This window comes from Insolitispirillum peregrinum (genome assembly GCF_900156605.1).
In the GTDB taxonomy this organism is placed as follows: Bacteria; Pseudomonadota; Alphaproteobacteria; order Rhodospirillales; family Rhodospirillaceae; genus Insolitispirillum; species Insolitispirillum peregrinum.
Genome location: NZ_FTOA01000009.1, coordinates 21,033 through 40,586 on the forward strand (window position 1 = coordinate 21,033; position 19,554 = coordinate 40,586).

At 65.5% G+C, this 19,554-nt stretch carries 15 protein-coding genes; 10 read left to right on the forward strand and 5 right to left on the reverse strand.

Annotation, left to right across the window (positions count from 1 at the left end; genetic code table 11):
- Positions 1-192 precede the first annotated feature (192 nt).
- The 4 genes from BW995_RS18380 to BW995_RS18395 are packed head-to-tail and all read right to left on the reverse strand — an operon-like array spanning position 193 to position 6,975.
- Entirely contained in the window at positions 193-2,301 is a 2,109-nt protein-coding gene (locus tag BW995_RS18380; protein ID WP_245821536.1) for a hypothetical protein, read from the reverse strand.
- Positions 2,298-5,093, reverse strand: a complete 2,796-nt coding sequence (locus tag BW995_RS18385; RefSeq protein ID WP_084194977.1) for a DUF4159 domain-containing protein — start codon at positions 5,091-5,093, stop codon at positions 2,298-2,300. Before BW995_RS18385 ends, BW995_RS18380 begins: the two co-directional genes overlap by 4 nt.
- Entirely contained in the window at positions 5,090-6,016 is a 927-nt protein-coding gene (locus BW995_RS18390) for a DUF58 domain-containing protein (RefSeq protein ID WP_076401897.1), read from the reverse strand. Before BW995_RS18390 ends, BW995_RS18385 begins: the two co-directional genes overlap by 4 nt.
- Positions 6,017-6,018: 2 nt before the next feature.
- Positions 6,019-6,975 (reverse strand): AAA family ATPase, encoded by a 957-nt coding sequence (locus BW995_RS18395; protein WP_456152107.1) that lies wholly within the window; start codon positions 6,973-6,975, stop codon positions 6,019-6,021.
- A gap of 210 nt (positions 6,976-7,185) precedes the next feature.
- On the opposite strand from BW995_RS18395, the gene BW995_RS18400 reads away from it, so the two are divergent.
- The 5 genes from BW995_RS18400 to BW995_RS18420 all read left to right on the forward strand — a co-directional run bounded on the left by BW995_RS18400 (position 7,186) and on the right by BW995_RS18420 (position 10,919).
- The gene (locus tag BW995_RS18400; RefSeq protein ID WP_139333003.1) at positions 7,186-7,749 is read left to right on the forward strand and encodes a DUF1285 domain-containing protein; all 564 of its coding nucleotides are present in this window, start codon (positions 7,186-7,188) and stop codon (positions 7,747-7,749) included.
- The gene (locus tag BW995_RS18405) at positions 7,749-8,372 is read left to right on the forward strand and encodes a CoA pyrophosphatase (protein WP_245821537.1); all 624 of its coding nucleotides are present in this window, start codon (positions 7,749-7,751) and stop codon (positions 8,370-8,372) included. Before BW995_RS18400 ends, BW995_RS18405 begins: the two co-directional genes overlap by 1 nt.
- 18 nt (positions 8,373-8,390) lie before the next feature.
- A complete protein-coding gene (locus BW995_RS20865) occupies positions 8,391-8,684 on the forward strand; it encodes a hypothetical protein (protein ID WP_076401900.1) in 294 nt (97 codons plus the stop codon).
- Positions 8,681-10,069: a CCA tRNA nucleotidyltransferase gene (locus BW995_RS18415; RefSeq protein WP_245821538.1), complete on the forward strand. Its 1,389-nt coding sequence runs from the start codon at positions 8,681-8,683 to the stop codon at positions 10,067-10,069. The genes BW995_RS20865 and BW995_RS18415 overlap by 4 nt, the downstream gene beginning before the upstream one ends.
- 97 nt (positions 10,070-10,166) lie before the next feature.
- Positions 10,167-10,919: a GDSL-type esterase/lipase family protein gene (locus tag BW995_RS18420; RefSeq protein WP_076401901.1), complete on the forward strand. Its 753-nt coding sequence runs from the start codon at positions 10,167-10,169 to the stop codon at positions 10,917-10,919.
- A 15-nt stretch (positions 10,920-10,934) separates the two neighbouring features.
- On the opposite strand, the gene BW995_RS18425 is transcribed toward BW995_RS18420, so the two are convergent.
- Positions 10,935-11,408 carry a tRNA (cytidine(34)-2'-O)-methyltransferase gene (locus tag BW995_RS18425; protein ID WP_076401902.1) on the reverse strand — a complete coding sequence of 158 codons (474 nt, stop codon included), beginning with the start codon at positions 11,406-11,408 and terminating at the stop codon, positions 10,935-10,937.
- A gap of 346 nt (positions 11,409-11,754) precedes the next feature.
- Between BW995_RS18425 and petA the strand changes: the two genes are divergently transcribed.
- From petA to BW995_RS18450, 5 genes are all read left to right on the forward strand, one after another.
- Positions 11,755-12,306: a ubiquinol-cytochrome c reductase iron-sulfur subunit gene (gene petA / locus BW995_RS18430; RefSeq protein WP_076401903.1), complete on the forward strand. Its 552-nt coding sequence runs from the start codon at positions 11,755-11,757 to the stop codon at positions 12,304-12,306.
- 14 nt (positions 12,307-12,320) lie between these two features.
- Positions 12,321-13,544, forward strand: coding sequence for a cytochrome b (locus tag BW995_RS18435; protein WP_076401904.1), 1,224 nt, complete (start codon positions 12,321-12,323; stop codon positions 13,542-13,544).
- Positions 13,544-14,320, forward strand: coding sequence for a cytochrome c1 (locus BW995_RS18440; protein ID WP_076401905.1), 777 nt, complete (start codon positions 13,544-13,546; stop codon positions 14,318-14,320). The genes BW995_RS18435 and BW995_RS18440 overlap by 1 nt, the downstream gene beginning before the upstream one ends.
- A gap of 424 nt (positions 14,321-14,744) precedes the next feature.
- Positions 14,745-15,401: a thioredoxin domain-containing protein gene (locus BW995_RS21010; protein WP_217696139.1), complete on the forward strand. Its 657-nt coding sequence runs from the start codon at positions 14,745-14,747 to the stop codon at positions 15,399-15,401.
- Between the two features lie 258 nt (positions 15,402-15,659).
- The gene (locus BW995_RS18450) at positions 15,660-19,223 is read left to right on the forward strand and encodes an AAA family ATPase (RefSeq protein ID WP_076401906.1); all 3,564 of its coding nucleotides are present in this window, start codon (positions 15,660-15,662) and stop codon (positions 19,221-19,223) included.
- Positions 19,224-19,554 lie beyond the last annotated feature (331 nt).

Below are 19,554 nucleotides of genomic sequence, written 5' to 3' on the forward strand. Positions count from 1 at the left end.
ACGTCACTTGCGGGCCTCCGTATGGATGGACAGACACAGTCAATACTCGCAACAGGGTAAACCGTTCCCCCGATGTGGGGCAATGGCCGAAGGGCTTCAATGATCTAACCGACTTTTCATCAAAGTCACGGGCCAGTGATCAGCGCCCTCTGTCTTGCGGGGACGAGCCATTTTCTCTTTTCGTCCCATGCTCTACCGCCCTTCCCGCCGCCACGCAATGAACATTCCGGTGAGAAACAGCAGCGCCAGCACCGGCGCGGGCAGCAGGGGCGTCTGATGCAGGCCCTGCAGGGTGCTTTCCCCGTTGCGGCGCAGGCCCAGCCAGTGGCCGCCGTTCATGGCGCTGGCCGAGGCGGTCGGGCGGCGGATGGCGGGCAGGGTGATGGCAGGCGGCTGTTCACTCAGCCAGAAAACGCCGCCGCCGCTGGCATCGGCCAACGGGCGCAGGCGGTCGGGGGTGGCGACCACCATCTGCTCTTCCAGCGGATCGCTGGTGGTGACGGCAACCATGGTGCGCTGCGTGCCATCGGAAATGGCCCAGCCGCCTGTTTGTGGGGCCGGGAAGCGGGCAGTGGCTCCGGTCGGGGATGGTGTCAGGGCAAGGGTCTGGCTGTGACCATCGGGGGCGGTGACGGTCAGGGGAGGGAGTGGGGCTTGCGGATCATCAAGACTGCGGCGCAGGACCTCGATGTCGGGCGGTGTGCCTGCGGTGGCTGGACGCAGGTGCGCCAGCAGGGCGTTTTCTTCCAGCTCCGGTTCGGCCATCAGCCAGTGGGCCAGACGGCGGATCAGTTCCTGCTGCGGGCCGCCACCCTCCCAGCCCTTGCCCCACAGCCACACCGTATCCGACAGCAACAGCCCGATCCGGCCCTTGCCGACGTGATCGACCACCAGCAACGGTGCCTGATCGGGTCCGGTCAGCAGAACCACCCCGCTGCGGGTGGTGGCTTCGGTGGCCCGCAACCATGGCCCCCAGTGTGATGCGCCCTGCTCGATCAGCGGGGCGGTGATCGGATGGCGTGCGGCCACGGCGGACGGTTGCGGGGTGAACGATTGCGTCAGCAGCGTCCCTGTCGGGGCGGCAGGCAGTATGTCGGCCAGCGGCGTATCATACAACGAGGTGACGCCAGCGTATTCCGGCCCGACCGCCAGCATCACCGCGCCGCCGTCGCGGACATAGTTGGCGACATTGCCCAGATAATGCAGCGGAATCAGGCCCAACTGGCTGTAGCGGTCAAAGATCACCAGATCAAAGTCGTCCAGCCGCTCTTCAAACAGCTCGCGGATGGGGAACGGGATCAGCGACAGCTCGTTCAGTGGCGTCGGGTCTTCCTTTTGCGGCAACCGCATGATGGTGAAATGGACCAGATCGACGTTCGGGTCGGCTTTCAACAGGCTGCGCCAGGCGCGTTCGCCGATGTGGGGCTCGCCGGAAATCAGCAGCACCCGCAGGCGGTCCCGCACGCCGTTGATCGACAGGACGGCGCGGTTGTTGCTGATCGACGGCTCGTGCGGGCGGGCGGGCACCGAGGCATCAATCACGTTCAGGCCCGCCTGTGCCACCGGAACGGTGACGGTGACCGGGGCGTTGACGCTGACCTGCTGCACGATGTCTTCGCTCTGGCCGCTGCGCAGGGTGAGTGGAAGCTGGCTCCCCGCTGGCAGGGTGGGGTCGTCAATGCGCAGGGTGACGGTCACCGTTGCCCCGACCAGACCAAACGACGGCGCGCTGTCCACCACCATCCGGCGGTCGGTTTCGCCGCGCTGGCCGGTTAGCAGGGTATGCACCGGGGCCGGGAAGGTCGGAGTGGGCGGGATGTCGTGAGCCTGTCCATCGGTGATCAGGATGGCTCCGGCCAGACGCTGGCGGGGGATATCGCTGATCGCCCGCTCCAGCGCCGCAAACAGCCGGGTGCCGGTGGGCTCGCTGACCGGCACCTGTGACAGGCGCACCACCCGCGTTTCCAGAGTCGGGTCTTTCGCCAGTTGCTCTCGCAAAACCTGCTCGGCGGCGGCGGCTTGCTGCGGTCGGTCGGCCAGCGACTGGCTGGCGCTGTCGTCAACCACCACCACCGCCACATCGGGGACCGGGGTGCGGGTGGCCTCCAGCATCTGCGGATTGGCCAGCCCGAGGGCGAGCACGACAAAGGCCGCCAGCCGCCACAGGCTGCCCGGTGCGCGCCGCCACAGGGCGGGCAGGCTGAGGGCCAGCATCACGGCACAGGCCACCGCCCACCATGACCAGGGCAGCAACGGTGCCCATTCCACGCTGATATCGACCATCGCAGGCAAGGACCTCATTGCGGCAGGCGCTCCAGCAAGGCGGGCAGATGAATCTGATCGGCCTTATAGGTGCCGGTCAGGGTGTAGAGAACCATGTTGATGCCACTGCGCCCGGCTTGCTCACGGCCATGCTCGCCACCATTCAGCATCGGGAACATCGGTGAGCCGTTGGGGGATCTGGCCCAGGCGCGGCCCCAGTCCTGCGTCGAGACGACGATGGTTGACACACCATCGGCCCGCTGGTCGGGGCTTTCCAGCCAGACGGTACCGGGGGCGCGGCCGGGCAGCGCGGCACTGAGGTAATAGGCGCGGGTCAGGACATGATCGGGGGGCAGGGGGATCAGGCCGCTGATGTGCAGGGCATCAAGCAGCTCGACCAGAAACGGCTGGCTGTCGGCCCCGGCCCCGTCCAGCACCACCAGCCCGCCCTGGCCGCGGTACTGGGCGATTTTCTGCACAACGGTCGGGGTGACGCGCAGCGCCGCCGCGCCATCGCTGACCGGCCAGTACAGCAGGGGGAAAAACAGCAGCGGGTCACTGTCCAGCGACACCGCCACCGGCGGAGCCAGCGTGACGGCGGTGCGGGCGTTGACCAGCGCGGTCAGCGCTTGCAGGGCAGCGGCACTGATGGCGTCCTGCGCCGGATCGCCGGTCTGGACATAGCCCAGACGGGTTGCGAGCAGGTCGGTTTCGGCGGCATCGGCAGACGGGGTGCCGGTCAGCAGGCTGCCTGCGGTCAGCATCACGGCGACGGTGGCTCGCCAGCGGGGCAGCAGGCCGCGCAGAAGCAGCGTCAGCAGGCTGTCGAGCAGCAGCAGCAGCAGGGCGGCGGTCAGCAGCGGCGGACGCAGGTCCAGCGAGCGATCCTGATCGGGGGTCAGTCCCCGCACCTGCACCCCTGACGGCAAGGCGGGCAGCGGGATCAGGGTACGGTCGGCAGTGCCGAGATTGAGGGCCTGCCGTTGACCATCCGCGCCATAGAGTCCCGGCGGGTGGTCCGGGGCCTGCACCATCGGCAGTGCGGCCGTGTCAGCGGCGAGATGCAGCGGGCGGGCGGTAGCGGGTGCGGGCAACAGCCGTCCGGTGCCATCCAGCGTCAAGGCCGGAGGCAGCACCAGCGGCGAGCCGTCATTGCTGGCCTCGCCGGTCCGTGCCGCCCCCAGACTGACCAGCCGGTTGAGCAGGGCCGGGAACAGACCGGACAGCGGCAGGCTGCTCCACGACGGATCGGCGGCGGTGTGAATCAGCACCAGCCAGCCCTTGCCGGAGGGAGTGCCGCTGACCAGCGGCGTTCCATCGCTCAGGCGGGCCCAGGTCCGGCGGTCAAGGTCAACGCCTTTGGCGATGGCGGCAGCCGGGTCGGGCAGCACCTGCGCCCGCACGGTCAGGTCTTTGGGCAGCGGCAGACCCTGTAGCGGGCTGTGTTCGGGATAGGCAGCCAGCCCCAGCGGCTTGGTCCATGACAGGCTGCCGCCCAGCGCCCGGTTGCCACTGCGCACCGGCACCGCCAGCAGACTGTCGCCGGCACTGACCGACGGCGACTGTCCGGCCAGTGCGGCCCCGGCGAAGCGGATCAGGACGCCGCCATCCTGAACCCAGCGGGACAGGTGCTCCTGTTCGGTGGGGGACAGTTGCGGATCAACCACGATCAGGGCGCGGATCGGGCGGGCCAGCAGCTCGTCGAGGCCACCCTTGTACAGCGGGGCGTTGGGCGGCAGGGCACGGGTGAGATAGGTGGTGCTGTCGAGCAGCGGCACCATCGCTTGCCCCTGACCGGGGGGCGTCAGCAGGCCGACCGGATGATGCCGCCAGCCATCGCCCAGCAGCGAGACCGCCCCGGCTCCGGCACGCTGGCCGTCGCTGGTGGTGACCCGAATGGCCTGCACGCCTGCCAGCAGGTCGGCAGGCAGGGCGAGGGTTGCCTCGCCGGTATCGGCTCCGGCGGCGAAGGTCAGCGGGGCGCTGCCCAGACCAAGGCCGTGATCGTCAACGGCCTCAACGGTAACGGTTGCCAGCGGGGTGGTTGACGAGGCCGGGCGGCGAACCATCACCCGCATGCCGTCGGCCTGCCGTTGCGGCGGCAGGGTCAGCAGCGGCAGCAGCAGGTCGGTGGCCACCTGATCGGCGGCCGGAGCGCGCACGGTCAGGCTGCCCAGGCGCTGGAGGGCTTCGGCGAGGGCAACGCTGTCGTCGGGGCCGGGGGTGGCGAGGCCGCCGCTGAACCACACCGCATCGGCAGCCTGCAACGCTGACGCCCGCTCGCCGAGGCTGGCGCGCACGGCGGCCAGCGCGGCGCGGTGGTCGCTGTCCCACGGTTGCGGGGCGAGTTGGCGGATGGCTTCGCGGGCGGCGTTGGCGGTGTCGAACAGGCGGACGGACAGGGCGGTGCCATCGGCGGGCGGTGCGGTGGTCAGCAGGGCGAGCGGGCGCTGTTGGCGGTCGGCTTGTTCGAGGGTGGCCAGCAGGGCCTGTTGCCGCTGGCTCCAGCCGGGGGCGGCGCTCCAGCCATCATCGACCACCAGCAACAGCGGTCGGCCTGCCACGGCAGTCCCATTGGGCGAGATAATCGGCTGAGCCAGCCCGAGCAGCACCAGCGCCACCATCAGCAGCCGCAGGGCCAGCAGCCACCACGGGGTATGGACGCTTTCCGGGGTGCTGGCCTGCAATCCCAGCAACAGGCGCACGGGCGGAAAGCTCTGGCGGCGCGGCAGGGGCGGGGTCAGGCGCAACAGCCACCAGATGACCGGCAGAACGGCAAAGCCCGCCAGCGCCAGCGGGGCGGCAAAGGCCAGCGGCCCGAGCGCCATCATGACCGGCCTCCGGGGGCAGACGGCAGGCTGAGGGCATGGAACAGGGTGCCAAGGGCCTGTTGCGGCGGGTGATCGGTATGATGGACGGCAAAGGTCCAGCCCACCGCCCGTGCCGCATCGGCCAGCGCGGCGCGATGGTGGCTCAGGCGGTGCAGATAGGCGGCGCGCAGGTCTTCGGCCCGGCTGGTCAGCAGCGCGGTGTATGCATCGCCGGGGGCCTCGAAACGCACCCGCCCATGAAAGGGAAAGCCTTCTTCGGCGGGATCGAGTACCTGCAACAGATGACCACGGGCCCCCTCGGCGGCCAGCGTGCGCAGGCGGGCCACCGTTTCGGGGATCGGGGTCAGAAAGTCGGCCAGCAGAACAGCGGAGGCATGACGGGGCAGGGGCAGGGCGGGCGGCAACGACAGTTCGGCATCATCGCTGGTGGTGGGCGGGCGGTGCAGCCGTTCGGCGATTTGTGGCAGGTGATGACAGGCACGGGCATCGGCCAGCGAGGGGGCTCCCGCACTCAGCAGCGCCAGCCGTTCGCCGCCCCGCTGGAGCAGAACCGCCAGCGCCAGCAGCAACAGGTCACAACGGTTCTGTTTGTCGGGCAGGGTGGGCTGCGACCGCCAGGCCTGACTGCTGCCACTGGATCGCCACAGGTAGATGGTCTGGCTGCTGCTCCATTCCCGCTCGCGGACGGCGGCGCGCTCGCCTTTGGCCGTCTGCCGCCAGTCGATCATTGCCGCGCTGTCGCCGGGGGCATAGGGACGGAACTGCCAGAAATCATCCCCGCGCCCCTGACGGCGGCGGCCATGGTTGCCCAGCCCGCTGGCGGCGGCCACCCGTTGGGCAGCAACCAGCAGGGGCGGCAACGGGCCTGCGGCCATTTCAGCCGCAAGCAGGCGGCGGGCTGCGGACGGCGGGGGGGCGGCCATGGTTATCCGGCCTCGGCGGCAAGGGTGGTCAGCACATCATCCAGATGGACGCCTTCGGCGCGGGCGGCAAAGGTCAGGGCCATGCGATGGCGCAGGATTGGAGCGGCCAGCGCCCGCACGTCATCAATCGACGGGGCCGGACGGCCTTGCAGCAGGGCGCGGGCGCGGCAGGCCAGCATCAGGGCCTGACTGGCCCGCGGGCCGGGGCCCCAGGCGACATGAGTGCGGATGTCCGGCAGCGGACTGTCCTCCGGACGGCCATGGCGGACCACCGACAGGATGGCCTCGATCACCGACTCTCCCACCGGCATCCGGCGCACCATCTGCTGGGCGGCGAGCAGGTCTGCGGCGGTCAGCACCGGCTGAATCGCGGCTTCGGCAATGCCGGTGGTGGCCAGCAGCATCTGCCGCTCGGCGGCCCGGTCGGGATAGTCGATGGTGATCTGCATCAGAAACCGGTCAAGCTGGGCTTCCGGCAGAGGATAGGTGCCTTCCTGCTCCAGCGGGTTCTGGGTGGCCAGCACATGGAACGGGCGCGGCAGCGGATAGGTCTGTCCGGCGATCGATACCATGCCTTCCTGCATCGCCTGCAACAGCGCCGACTGGGTGCGCGGGCTGGCGCGGTTGATTTCGTCGGCCATCAGCAACTGGCAGAACACCGGGCCGGGCAGAAAGCGGAAACTGCGCCGCCCGTCGGGGCCGTCTTCGAGGACTTCCGAGCCCAGAATGTCGGCGGGCATCAGGTCGGGGGTGAACTGGACCCGCTTGTCGGTCAGCCCCAGCACCGTCCCCAGCGTGTGGACCAGACGGGTTTTGGCCAGACCGGGCACCCCGACCAGCACCATGTGGCCCCCGGCCAGCAGGGCAATCAGGCTTTCGTCAATCACCCGCTGCTGACCGATCACCGCCGTGCTGATGACATCATGGGCGGTTTGCAGCAAGGCGGTCAGGCGTTCCAGATCCTCAGGGGCCAGATCCTCAGGGGCCAGATCGGTGTTTCGGTCGCCGTCGGTGGAAAGCGAAGAATGGGGCACGCAAAGCTCCTTGCGCAATCGGAGTGTTGTGCGAGTTTGTGCTAAAGTCATGCAAAGCGCAAACTGAACCAACAGTTTGACGCACCTGTGATCCACGGGGTGTGATCCACGGGGCGCAGTCAGCAAGGGAGGACCATGATGAGCTCGGACAGCCTGCCGTTCACACTGCTGGACCTTGGAGGGGGCGAGCCTGTGCCGGGCGGCCCGCCGCGCCCCCGGCAACAGCAATGCGGCCCGCTGGGGCTGCGCATCCTGGCGGACGGGACGTGGCTGTATCAGGGCAGTCCGATTGGTCGCAAGGAACTGGTCAAGCTGTTCTCGACCATCCTGTCCCGTGATGCGGAGGGGGTCTACTGGATGACCACCCCGGTCGAGCGGGGAACGGTCGAGGTGGACGATGCCGCCTTTGTCGCCGTCGAGCTGCGGGTGGAGCAGGCCGGACAGCCCGGACAAACCCTGTCCTTTCGCACCAATGTCGATCAGTGGGTAGTGGCCGGGCCGCAGCATCGGTTGCGGGTGGATCATGACCTCGTAACCGGCGAGCCGTCGCCCTATCTGTATATAGACCGGGGCCTTGAGGCGAAAATCGCCCGCACTGTCTTTTACGAGCTGGTGGAACTGGCGGTCCCGGCACGCGATGAACAGGACTGGATTGGTGTATGGAGCGAGGACATCTTTTTTCCCCTCGGGCAGATTTGATGGTGGATGATCACCGGGAACAGGTGCGCCGTCTGTTGGCGGAACGGCGCGGATTGGGGTTGCGGTCGGATGTGGCGATTGCCCGCTCGCTGGGGGCTGCGGACCTCAGCCGTCCGTCCGGCACGGAAACCTTGCGCCCGGCGGCGGTGCTGGTGCCGCTGGTCGAACGGGCCGATGGCATGACTGTCCTGCTGACCCGACGGACCGATCACCTGCATCATCATGCCGGGCAGATTTCCTTTCCCGGCGGGCGGCTGGAAGAGGAGGACGCCAGCCCGGTTGCCTGCGCCCTGCGCGAAGCCGAAGAGGAAACCGGTCTGGCTCCTGCGGCGGTCGAGGTGCTGGGGACGCTGGATGATTACGTGACCATCACCCGCTTTGCGGTGACGCCGGTGGTGGGGGTGGTGACACCGCCCTTTGACCTGCGTCCTGATCCGTTTGAAGTGGCCGAGGTCTTTGAGGTGCCGCTGGCCTTTGTGCTGGACCCGGCCAATCATCAAAAGGTCGAACGGACGATCAATGGACAACTGCGCCCCTATTATGCGATTCCCTATCAGGAGTATTATATTTGGGGCGCCACGGCGGGAATGCTGATCAACCTGTCACATGTGTTGCGCCCCTGACCTGATGGGTGGGGTGTGATGATCCGCGAAGTGATAACGGTCCTGTTGCCGTTGCTGTTGCCAGCCGTGACGTTCTTTCTGTGGGTCCGTTTGCGCAATGCCTATATCCGCCACCATGGCGGCGAGGTGCCGCCGGTCGAGCGCGGAGTCTGGTTCTGGCTGGCGCTGGCCGGGGGCGTTCTGCTGCTGGTCTGGCTGGCGCTATCGGCCCTGCTGGCCCCCGGTGGCCGACCGGGGGATGCCTACGTTCCGCCGATGCTGATTGATGGCAAGATCGTGCCGGGGCATTCCGAACCCAGGGTGCCACGATGAAACTGCCTTTCTGGAAAAAGACCTCTCCGACCAATGTTGATGATGAAGATGCGGCTGACTTGGCCCGCTATCGCGCCGGGATGCCGTCCGAACGTCCCCCGGTCGGGCAATTGCCGCCACAGGACTGGCTGCAATGGCCGGAAACGCAGGCGGTGATCACGGCGTTGCAGGCCTCCGGTCAGCAGGTCCGCTTTGTGGGCGGCTGCGTCCGCGATGCCCTGTGCGGTCGGGCGGTTCACGATATTGACATTGCCACCCCCGATGGTCCTGAAACCGTGATGGGGTTGCTGGAGCGTGCCGGAATCCGGGCGATTCCCACCGGCATTGCCCACGGGACGGTCACGGCAGTGCTGGGGGGGCGGCATTTCGAGATCACCACCCTGCGCGAAGATGTCGCCTGTGATGGTCGCCATGCGACCGTTGCCTGGACTCGCGACTGGATGATGGATGCGGCCCGGCGGGATTTCACCATCAATGCCCTGTCAGCCTCGCCGGACGGCGCGGTCTATGATTACTTCGATGGCATACCGCATCTGGCCCACGGGCGGGTGCGCTTTATCGGGCGCCCGGATGACCGGATTGCCGAAGATTACCTGCGCATCCTGCGCTATTTCCGCTTCTATGCCCGGTATGGTGCTGGCGCACCGAATCGGGCGGCACTGGCCGCCTGTCGGGCGGCAGCCCCCCATATGGTGGAGCTGTCCGGCGAGCGGGTGCAGGGCGAGATTCTGAAAATTCTCGCCACCCCACTGGCGGCCGATGTGGTGGCGTTGATGATCGGGGAGAAAATCCTCGACGCCCTTTTGCCCGAGCTGCGCGACGTGGGCCGTTTGCGGCAGGTGATCTTTCTTGAAACACGCGGTTTGCAGCTTGACGGGATACGGCCCGATCCGCTGCGCCGTCTGGCGGCAGCCTTGCCGTCTGGTCCGGCGGCGGTCGAAACGATTGAGGCGGTGACCCGCCGCCTGCGGATGTCACGGGCTGATGCTGCCCGAGTGTTGGCGATCAGTCAGGTGCAGGCAACCCCCGCCTTTGATGCCTCACCGCAAGAGCACTGGCGAGCCCTGCGCCGGAGTGGCGGCCCGCTGGCCGTTGACCGGCTGTTGCTGGCCTGGGCGCAGTGGCGCGCGCAGGAAGGGCGGGTATCGTCCCGGGTGACCGAAGGCTACCGGCGGTGCCTGGAGCAGGCATTGAGCTGGCAGCCGGTTCCGTTTCCGCTGGCCGGGCGGGATCTGCTGGCGTTGGGCATTCCCGCCGGTCCGGCGCTGGGGGCGGTGCTGCGCGAGGTCGAAGTGTGGTGGGAAGAACGGGATGGGGTGCCGGATGGTCCTGCCCTTCAGGCCGAGGCCCTGCGGCGATGGCAGGGGATTCCCGCAATTATGTGACTCTGGTCACATCAGGAAATTCTTTAGTGCTTTACTCTGGTGATGCTGATGAAATGTCAGCATCGAATGGCTTTTGGTGCATACGGAAACCACCACCATGAAACACATCTGTTTTTTCGGGGATGGCGTAACACAGGGGTTGGGGGACCGTCACCATATGGGTTGGCCGGAACGGCTGGCCATGCTGGAACGCACCATGCGGGCATCGGCTCAGGGGGCCTGTGCCCTCGACGATGGTCCGGCGCTGGTGCCTTATAATCTGAGCGTGCCGTGGGATACCTCGGCGGATATCGCCTTGCGCTGGCAGGCCGAGGCCTCGGCCCGGTTGCAGGATCACACCCAGGCGGGGGTGGTGTTCAACTTTGGTCATGGCGACATGGTTGATATCGACGACGACGGCGTGCAGGTGCCGCTGTGGGATGCTGCCGCCTATGCCGAGTCGTTGATCTGCGAGGCGTCGTTGCTGTGGCCGGTGCTGTGGATCGGGCCGACGCCGGTCGCTGGCAGCGGCGGCTTTTATCAGTCTGGCCAACGCACCTATCATCTGACCTGTGGGCGGGTGCAGGCGATCAATGATGCCTATGGCGACATCGCCTGCCGCAAAGGGATTCCCTACCTGAACCTGCTGGCGCTGCTGGATGCAAATCCGGCGTGGCAGGAGGCGATGCGGAGCGGAACCGGCCTGTTTCCGTCGGCTGCCGGGCATCAGGCGGTGGCCGGGATCATTCATCAGTGGCAACCGTGGCGGCGCTGGATGGATCAGGGGATGGGCGGCGGCGTGGCCTTGCGCCTGCGCGATTTGCCGCCGCATACCCTGTTGACGCCGAAAATGGTTGCTGCCGGCTATTGAGGCAGGCCGACAGCGTTACGCCGTCGGGGTGAACACCGGCAGCAGGGCTGTCTGACGCAGGGCCTCGGCGCAAACGATGGCGGCGGCGGTCACCACATTCAGGCTGCGGGTTCCCGGACACTGCGGGACGGCCACCCGGTCAGGGATGCTGTCGTGCAGGCTGTCGGGGACGCCACAGCTTTCCCGTCCCATCAGCAAAATGTCATCGGGCCGAAAGGCAAAGGCGGTGTGGCTGACCGCCCCTTTGGTGCTGACCAGCACCAGACGCCCCTGACCGGTGGTCTCTGCCTGACAAAAGGCATCCCATGAGGAATGGCGGGTCAGGGTGGCCAGTTCGATGTAATCCATGCCTGCCCGGCGAATCTTTTTGTCATCCCACAAAAAACCGCAGGGCTCGATGATGTCGACGGCCAGCCCCAGGCAGGCGGCAAGGCGCAGGGCGCCTCCCGCATTCTGGGGAATATCCGGCTGGTAAAGGGCAAGGCGCATAGCAGAATAACCGTTTTTTGACCGGGGTTTCAGGGCAACCGGCTTGTGCCGGGCGGCTTTGGCGGCGCTGCGGGCAGGCAGCGGATGCGGCGATGCAACATTAACCTTGGCAGCGGGGATTGCCCATGCTCTTTTCAAACCGCGCAATATGGATTATACCGCGCGGGTCGTTCGACCCGCTGCCCGCGTCGCCCGTTTATAACGGCATGACGGGAAGGCTCTGAAGGGAAATGGGGGCCTGAAGGGTCGGATGTGTTTGCGTGCGGGGGGCCGTCCTGGCCGGGTACGCAAACTTCATCCACAAACAGCGCGTTCCCCCAGCGTGCATGGAGAGGGTTTATAGAGGATGGCTGATACGGCGAATCCCGCTTCCGGTTCTTCCGATGGCGAAACCCGCCGCGACTTCCTGCTGTATGCGTCCTCGGCCGTTGGCGTGGTTGGCGCCGGCCTGGCCTTGTGGCCGTTCGTTCACAGCATGAATCCGGCGGCAGACGTGCTTGCGCTCGCGTCGACCGAAGTTGATCTGGCTCCGATTGCGGAAGGTCAGGCGATCACGGTGATGTGGCGTGGCAAGCCGATTTTCGTGCGTCACCGCACGGCCGATGAAATCTCTGCCGCTCAGGCGGTTGACGTGACGTCGCTGCGTGATCCGCAGACCGATGCCGATCGCGTCAAAAAGCCGGAATGGCTGGTGATGATCGGTATTTGCACCCACTTGGGCTGCATTCCGCTGGGACAGGCTCCGGCTGACCCGAAAGGCGAATTTGGTGGCTGGTTCTGTCCTTGCCACGGCTCGAACTATGATACCTCGGGTCGTATCCGCAAGGGCCCCGCGCCGCTGAACCTCGCGGTTCCGCCGTACGCCTTTACCACCGACACGTCCATCAAGATTGGCTAGGAAGGTCTGACCGGATGAGTGCCCCAAGCAACAACAAAGTCGTGAAGTGGGTGGACGACCGTCTGCCGATCTTCACGATGATGAAACACTCGGCGATCGACTATCCGACGCCGAAGAACCTGAATTACTGGTGGAACTTCGGGTCGCTGGCCGGCCTGATGCTGGTCATCATGATCCTGACCGGCCTGTTCCTGGCCATGAACTATGTGCCGCACACCTCGATGGCGTTCGATTCCGTCGAACGCATCATGCGCGATGTGAACTATGGCTGGCTGCTGCGTTACCTGCACGCCAACGGCGCCTCGATGTTCTTCATTCTGGTGTACATCCACATCTTCCGTGGCCTGTACTACGGATCGTACAAGGCCCCGCGCGAAGTGCTGTGGTGGCTGGGTCTGGTGATCTACCTGCTGATGATGGCCACCGGCTTCCTGGGCTATGTGCTGCCCTGGGGTCAGATGTCCTTCTGGGGCGCGACGGTGATCACCAACCTGTTCTCGGCGTTCCCGCTGGTTGGCGAGCACATCGTGACCTGGCTGTGGGGTGGTTTCTCGGTCGATAACCCGACCCTGAACCGTTTCTTCCCGCTGCACTTTGTCCTGCCGTTCGTCATTCTGGGCGTGGTGGTTGTTCACGTCTGGGCCCTGCACAGCGTGAAGTCCAACAACCCGCTGGGGATCGACATGAAGACCCCGCAGGACAGCATTCCGTTCCACCCGTACTACACCATCAAGGACCTGTTCGGCATCGGCCTGTTCCTGATGTTCTATCTGGCCTTTGTGTTCTGGGCTCCGAACTTCTTCGGCGAGCCGGACAACTACATCCCGGCCAACCCGATGGTGACCCCGCCGCACATCGTGCCGGAATGGTACTACCTGCCGTTCTATGCCATCCTGCGGTCGGTTCCGGACAAGCTGGGCGGCGTGCTGTTGATGTTCGGTGCGATCCTGATCCTGTTCGTCCTGCCCTGGCTGGATACCTCCAAGGTCCGTTCGTGCAAGTTCCGCCCGATCTACAAGTGGTTCACCATCCTGTTCCTGGTGAACGCGTTTGTGCTGGGCTACATCGGCGCTCAGCCGGCTGAAGGTACCATGTTGCTGGTCGGTCAGATCTGCACCGTGTGGTACTTCCTGCACCTGCTGGTTCTCACTCCGGTGATTGGCTGGCTGGAAAAGCCGAAGCCGCTGCCGGAAAGCATCAGCTCGCCGGTCGTCAAGAAGTCCGGGGAGGCCGTGTGATGCGTTCGATGCGGAAGCTGTTTACTGCTATTGCTGCTGCGGCCACTCTGGCTGTTGCGACTCCGGCTCTCGCCAACAGCGGCGCGACCAAGCTGGAGCACAAGGAATGGTCCTGGCAGGGCATGTTCGGTCAGTATGACAAGGCCCAGCTGCGTCGTGGTTTCCAGGTTTACAAGGAAATCTGCGCCACCTGCCACAGCATGAACCTGGTTCGCTACCGTAACCTGATGGACATCGGTCTGTCCGAAGACGACGTGAAGGCTCTTGCGGCCGCCAACGAAGTCCAGGACGGGTTCGACGATACCGGTGCGCCGAAGATGCGTGCGGGTCTGCCGGCTGACAAGCTGCATGCCCCGTTCCCCAACGAAAAGGCCGCTCGCGCTGCCAACGGTGGCGCCCTGCCGCCGGACCTGTCGTTGATGAACAAGGCGCGCAAGAGCGGCCCGGACTACGTCTATACCCTGCTGACGTCGTATGAAGACCCGATGCCGGAAGACTTCCATCTGATGGATGGCATGAACTACAACCCGGCGTTCCCGGGGCACCAGATTGCCATGCCGCAGATGATCTTCGACGAAGGGGTGACCTTCGCCGATGGCGCTCCGAACAAGAAGGAAAACATCACCGCTGATGTTGTCGCCTTCCTGAACTGGACTGCCGAGCCGGAACTGGATACCCGCAAGGGCATGGGCCTGAAGGTCATGATCTTCCTGGCCGTGATGACCGCTCTGTTCTACGCCCTGAAGCGTCAGATCTGGAGCCGCATTGATCACTAGAGCAAATCCCGAGCAGATGGGTCCATCTGCGACGACGTATTTGCTTAAAATACAAGACTTGGAGCATTTAAAGTGATCCAGAGAGAACGGAAAATGCTCTAAGCCTGTGACGAAGTGATCATGCGCAATGAGTGCGGGCCACCGGAGAAATCCGGTGGCCCGTTGTCTTTGGGCATCCCGCCAACCCTCATCACGTTGATGCGAGGCATTCCTGTTTGCGGTGGGTTGTTGTTGCGGGATGACCGGGGTTTGCCTAGAGTATCGGCCATCTTGTTGCGGTCATGGCAAACGATTTAGACCTTTGTTATTTCAGCAAATGCGATGGGGCAGGCCCTCTTTCCCCCGCGCACTGTGCTCTGACACTGACGTCCTGAATGCGACACTGACCGCTGTTTGTGCTGATTCGCCAGGGAGCGTTGCTGTGGTGTCTTTGTCTCGCCGTTCTTTCCTTCGTGCTTCGACTGCGGTTGCTACGGCGGCTGTGGTGGGTGTCGGCTCGCTGATGCCGTCGCCGTCTCAGGCTGCCACCCAGCTGATTGCGTGGGATAAGGCCGTGCCGCCCGCCGACTACCCCGAGCGGGTGATCGGCAAGGTCGATGCCCCGGTGACGATCATCGAATATTCTTCGCTGACCTGCGGCCACTGCGCGACTTTCCACAACGAAGTCCTGCCGATGGTGAAGGAAAAGCTGCTCGATACCGGCAAGGCCCGGTTGGTGGTGCGCGACTTCCCGCTGGACCAGTATGCTTTTGCCGCTGCCCTGATTGCCCGCCGGGCGCCGAAGGAAAGCTATGAAGGGCTGGTGGCGACCTATTTCGCCCAGCAGCATGTGTGGACCCGCAGCGAAAAGCCGGTTGATACCCTGAAGCAATATGCCCTGCTGTCGGGGATGAGCGTGCAGGATGTCGAGGCCGCCCTGAAGGACGATGCGCTGTTCCAGGCGATTCGTCAGGTGCAGATCAGCGCGGGCAGCGCCTATGGCATCAAGGCGACGCCGACGTTTGTCGTCGAAGGCAAGGTGGTCGAAGGCGTGCAATCCTATGACACCCTGAAAGCGATGGTCGAAGCCGCCAAAAAATAAGCAGGCTTTCTGCGGTTTCCGAACGCCCGGAGTGATGTCCTGAAGACGGGATGGCTCCGGGCGTTTGTTTTTGTGAAAAACGCCTTTCCCTTTTCCCGTACAAACCTTAGATCAGCGTGCGTTAAATATGACGCAGGCACGCTGATCTAATTTTTTGTTCTGTCGCATTGTTTATGCGAAAACCGGTTCCCACTTTTCGCGCAATGCTCTAAAGCTGGTCCTCCTGCTATCTGTTTCTCCCCTCGGAGCATCTGCCCGGTGATTCAATTCACCAAACTCCGCCTGTCCGGCTTCAAGTCCTTTGTCGATCCGACCGAACTGCTGATTGCGCCCGGAATGACCGGGGTGGTCGGCCCGAACGGCTGTGGCAAATCGAATCTGGTCGAGGCCCTGCGCTGGGTGATGGGGGAAACATCGGCCAAGCAGATGCGCGGCGGCGAAATGGACGATGTGATCTTTGGCGGCACCTCGCACCGTCCGGCGCGCAATCTGGCCGAAGTGACGGTGGTGCTGGACAACGCCGCCCGCACGGCCCCCGCCCTGTTCAATGATGCCGCTGAAATCGAAGTCACCCGCCGAATCGAGCGTGGCGACGGATCGGATTACCGGTTCAACGGCAAGCCGGTGCGCGCCCGTGACGTGCAGTTGTTGTTTGCCGATGCGGCGACCGGGGCGCGATCGACGGCGATGGTCAGTCAGGGGCGAGTCGGGGCGCTGATCAATGCCAAGCCATCGCAACGGCGGTCATTGCTGGAAGAAGCCGCCGGGATTGGTGGGCTGTACACCCGCCGCCACGAAGCCGAATTGCGGCTGAAGGCCGCCGAGGCCAACCTTGAACGGCTGTCGGACGTGATGGGGGCGCTGGAAACGCAATTGGGGTCGTTGCGGCGGCAGGCCCGGCAGGCGCAGCGCTATCGCCAGTTATCCGAAGCGGTTCGTGCGACCGAGGCGCTGTTGCTCTATCGTCGCTGGGCCGAGGCCCTGACCACGCTGGAGGAGGCCCGGCAGCGGTTGCGCGATGCCGAGTCGCGGGTGGCGGACATCACCGGCTTTGCCGCCCATGCGTCCACGGAGCAGGCGCTGGCGGCAGCCGCGATGCCTGCCCTGCGTGATGCCGATGTCGAGGCCGGGGCGCGGTTGCAGCGGTTGATCATCACCCGCGAGCAACTGGACGCCGAAGAACGGCGACTCGTCAGCCAGTATCAGCAGGCCGAACTGCGCCTGCGGCAGGTGCAAGAGGATTTGGCCCGCGAAGCCAGCCGCACACAGGATGCCGGGCAGGCGCTGGAAGCCTTGCTGGAAGAACAGGCCCTGCTGGACGACGCCAGTCAGGGCGAAGAGGACATGGAAGTGGCGGCGCGCGAGCGGGTCAGCCAGTTGGGGCAGCAGGTGGAAGAGGAAGAAGGGGCGGTGGCCCGTCTGACCCACGAGCTGGCCCGGCAGGATGCCGCCCGTCAGGCCGCCGAACGGCACCTGAACGATGTGATGGTCCGCCATCAACGACTGCGGCAGCGGTATCAGGAGCTGGCGGCGGCGGTGGCCGAGGCCGAACGGCAGGTGGACCCCGACGACGGTATTTTGCTCGCCCGCGACAGGGTGGAAGAGGCTGCCGAACAACTGGAAGAGCTGCGCCTGCGGGCCGAAGAGGCCGATGAGGCGGCGGAACGGGCGCAGGAAGCCTATCAGCAGAGCCGTGATGCCTTGCAGGACGCGACCTCTGTCCGCACCCGGCTGCGGGTGGAATGCGATGCCCTGTCGGCGGTGTTGGCGCAGGCTGCCGGAGACGGCGACTGGTCGCCGGTTCTCGATGCGATTCGGGTGCGCGAGGGCTATGAGCAGGCATTGGCGGCAGCGCTGGGGGATGACCTGTCGGCGTCCGAGGATGCCCGCGCGCCGGTGTTCTGGCTGACCCTGCCGCCGCAGTCTGCCGCCCCGGCCTTGCCGCCGGGGGTGGTGCCGCTGTCCGAGGTGGTCGAGGCTCCGCCCGCGCTGGCGCGGCGACTGGCGCAGATCGGCTTGCTGGCGGAGGGCCAGCGGGGGGACAGCCTGCGCCATCTGTTGATGCCGGGGCAGCGTCTGGTCAGCGTCGAGGGTGCCTTGTGGCGCTGGGATGGCTTGACCGGGCAGGCGGGGGCACCATCGGCGGCGGCGATTCGCTTGCAGCAACAGAATCGTCTGGGGCATCTGCGGGGTGATCTGGCGCAGGCCGAACAGGCTTTGGAGCAGGCCACCGCCGTTGCCGAACAGGCCCGCCATCAGCAGGATCAGGCGGTGGCGACGGCGCGCACGGTGCGCGAGTCCGTGCGGGCAACCGAAAGCCAATTGGCCAGTGCGCGCACGGCGCTGGCCGAGGAAGAACGCAAGGCGCAGGCGGCGCAGGCCCGGCTGGCGGCACTCAGTGCCCAGCAGGATCAGGCCGGAACCGACCTCGAGGACGCGGCGATGGATCAGGAGGCCGCCGCCGAGGCGCTGGAGAGCGTGCCCGACTCGGCGGTGCTGCGCGGCGAGCTGGACCAGGTGCGGGCCAGCCTGTCCGAACGGCGGCTGTGGTTGTCCGAGGCGCGATTGACGCTGGAACGGGTGTTGCGCGATGCCGGTGAGCGGCGGCAACGGCTGTTGCGGGTGCGCGACGAGATTTCCGGCTGGCAACAGCGCCAGCAGGGGGCTGCCGCCCAGCAGGCCACGCTGGAACAGCGGCAACAGGACCTGAGCGAAGAACTGGAGATTTTGCGCGACAAGCCGCAGGAGATTGCCGAAAGCCGTCTGGTGTTGCTGGATGCCATCGCCGAGGCCGAGCAGGTGCGGGCGGCAGCGTCCGATGCGCTGGCGGTGGGGGAAAGCCGTCTGGCCGAGGCAGACCGGGCCCTGCGGGAGGCGGAAAAGGGCATCAGCGGCCTGCGCGAAGATCGGGTGCGGGCCGAATCGGCGGTGGAGCAGGGCGAGCAGGCGGTGCGCCAGTATGCCGCCGCCATTGCCGAGCGTCTGGACTGTACGCCGGTGCAGGCGCGGGTGTTGGCCCGGCTGGAAGATACGCCTGCCGGTGCCGGGGATGCCGAACCGGGGACGGCGATTCCGGTCCTGAGTGGTGCGATGGCCGCCAGCATGCCGCTGGGCGATGTGGAAAGCCGATTGCAGAAACTGGTCCGCGACCGCGACGCGCTGGGGGCGGTGAACTTGCGGGCCGAACAGGAAGCTGGTGAACTGGACCAGCAGATGACCACCCTGACCACTGAACGGGATGATCTGGTGGCCGCTATTGCCCGCCTGCGACAGGGGATCGCCGAACTGAATCGTGAAGGTCGCCAGCGGCTGGTGGCGTCGTTTGAAAAGGTGGATACCCACTTTCGGCGCCTGTTTACCCGGCTGTTTGGGGGCGGGCGGGCGCATCTGGCCTTGACCGAAAGCGATGATCCGCTGGAGGCCGGGCTGGAAATTTATGCCTCGCCACCGGGAAAGCGGCTGCAAATCCTGTCGCTGTTATCGGGTGGCGAACAGGCAATGACGGCCATTGCGCTGCTTTTTGCGGTGTTTCTGGTCAATCCGGCGCCAATTTGCGTGCTGGATGAGGTTGATGCCCCGCTGGATGATGCCAACGTCGATCGTTTTTGCTCGTTGCTGTCCGAGTTGACCCGATTGGCGGCTCTTTCCGAGAGTGAGGGCGGGATTGCCAATGGCGGAACCCGCTTTCTGGTCATCACCCACCACCGGATGACCATGGCCCGGATGGATCGGCTGTATGGGGTGACCATGGCCGAGCGCGGGGTTTCCAAGCTGGTCTCGGTCGATTTGCGGGCGGCAGAAGCTCTGCGCGAGATGGCCTGACCGGAGGGGGGCTGGGGATCACGCAGAACAGGGGAACCGGGTAGGAAAACGGTCGTTTGCCCTGCACGCAACAGGCTGGTTTCGGGGTGGTTTTTACGATGTTCCCCGCCCGAACGGGGAGGGGGATGGGGAAAAAGAGCAGCGGTGAACAAGGGGCTAAATGGCTGTTTTGCGGTAATTATTTGATTTAGAACATTTTTTGACGGCAGTGCGCCGCAGCAAACAGGGGTTTTCACGCTTGACACCACGGGGCCTAGACCTTAAGGTGCGCGCGATTTTCAGCGAGGTCTGCTGAAGGCGCGGGGGGAGTGCACCGGGCTGGCCAGAGAGG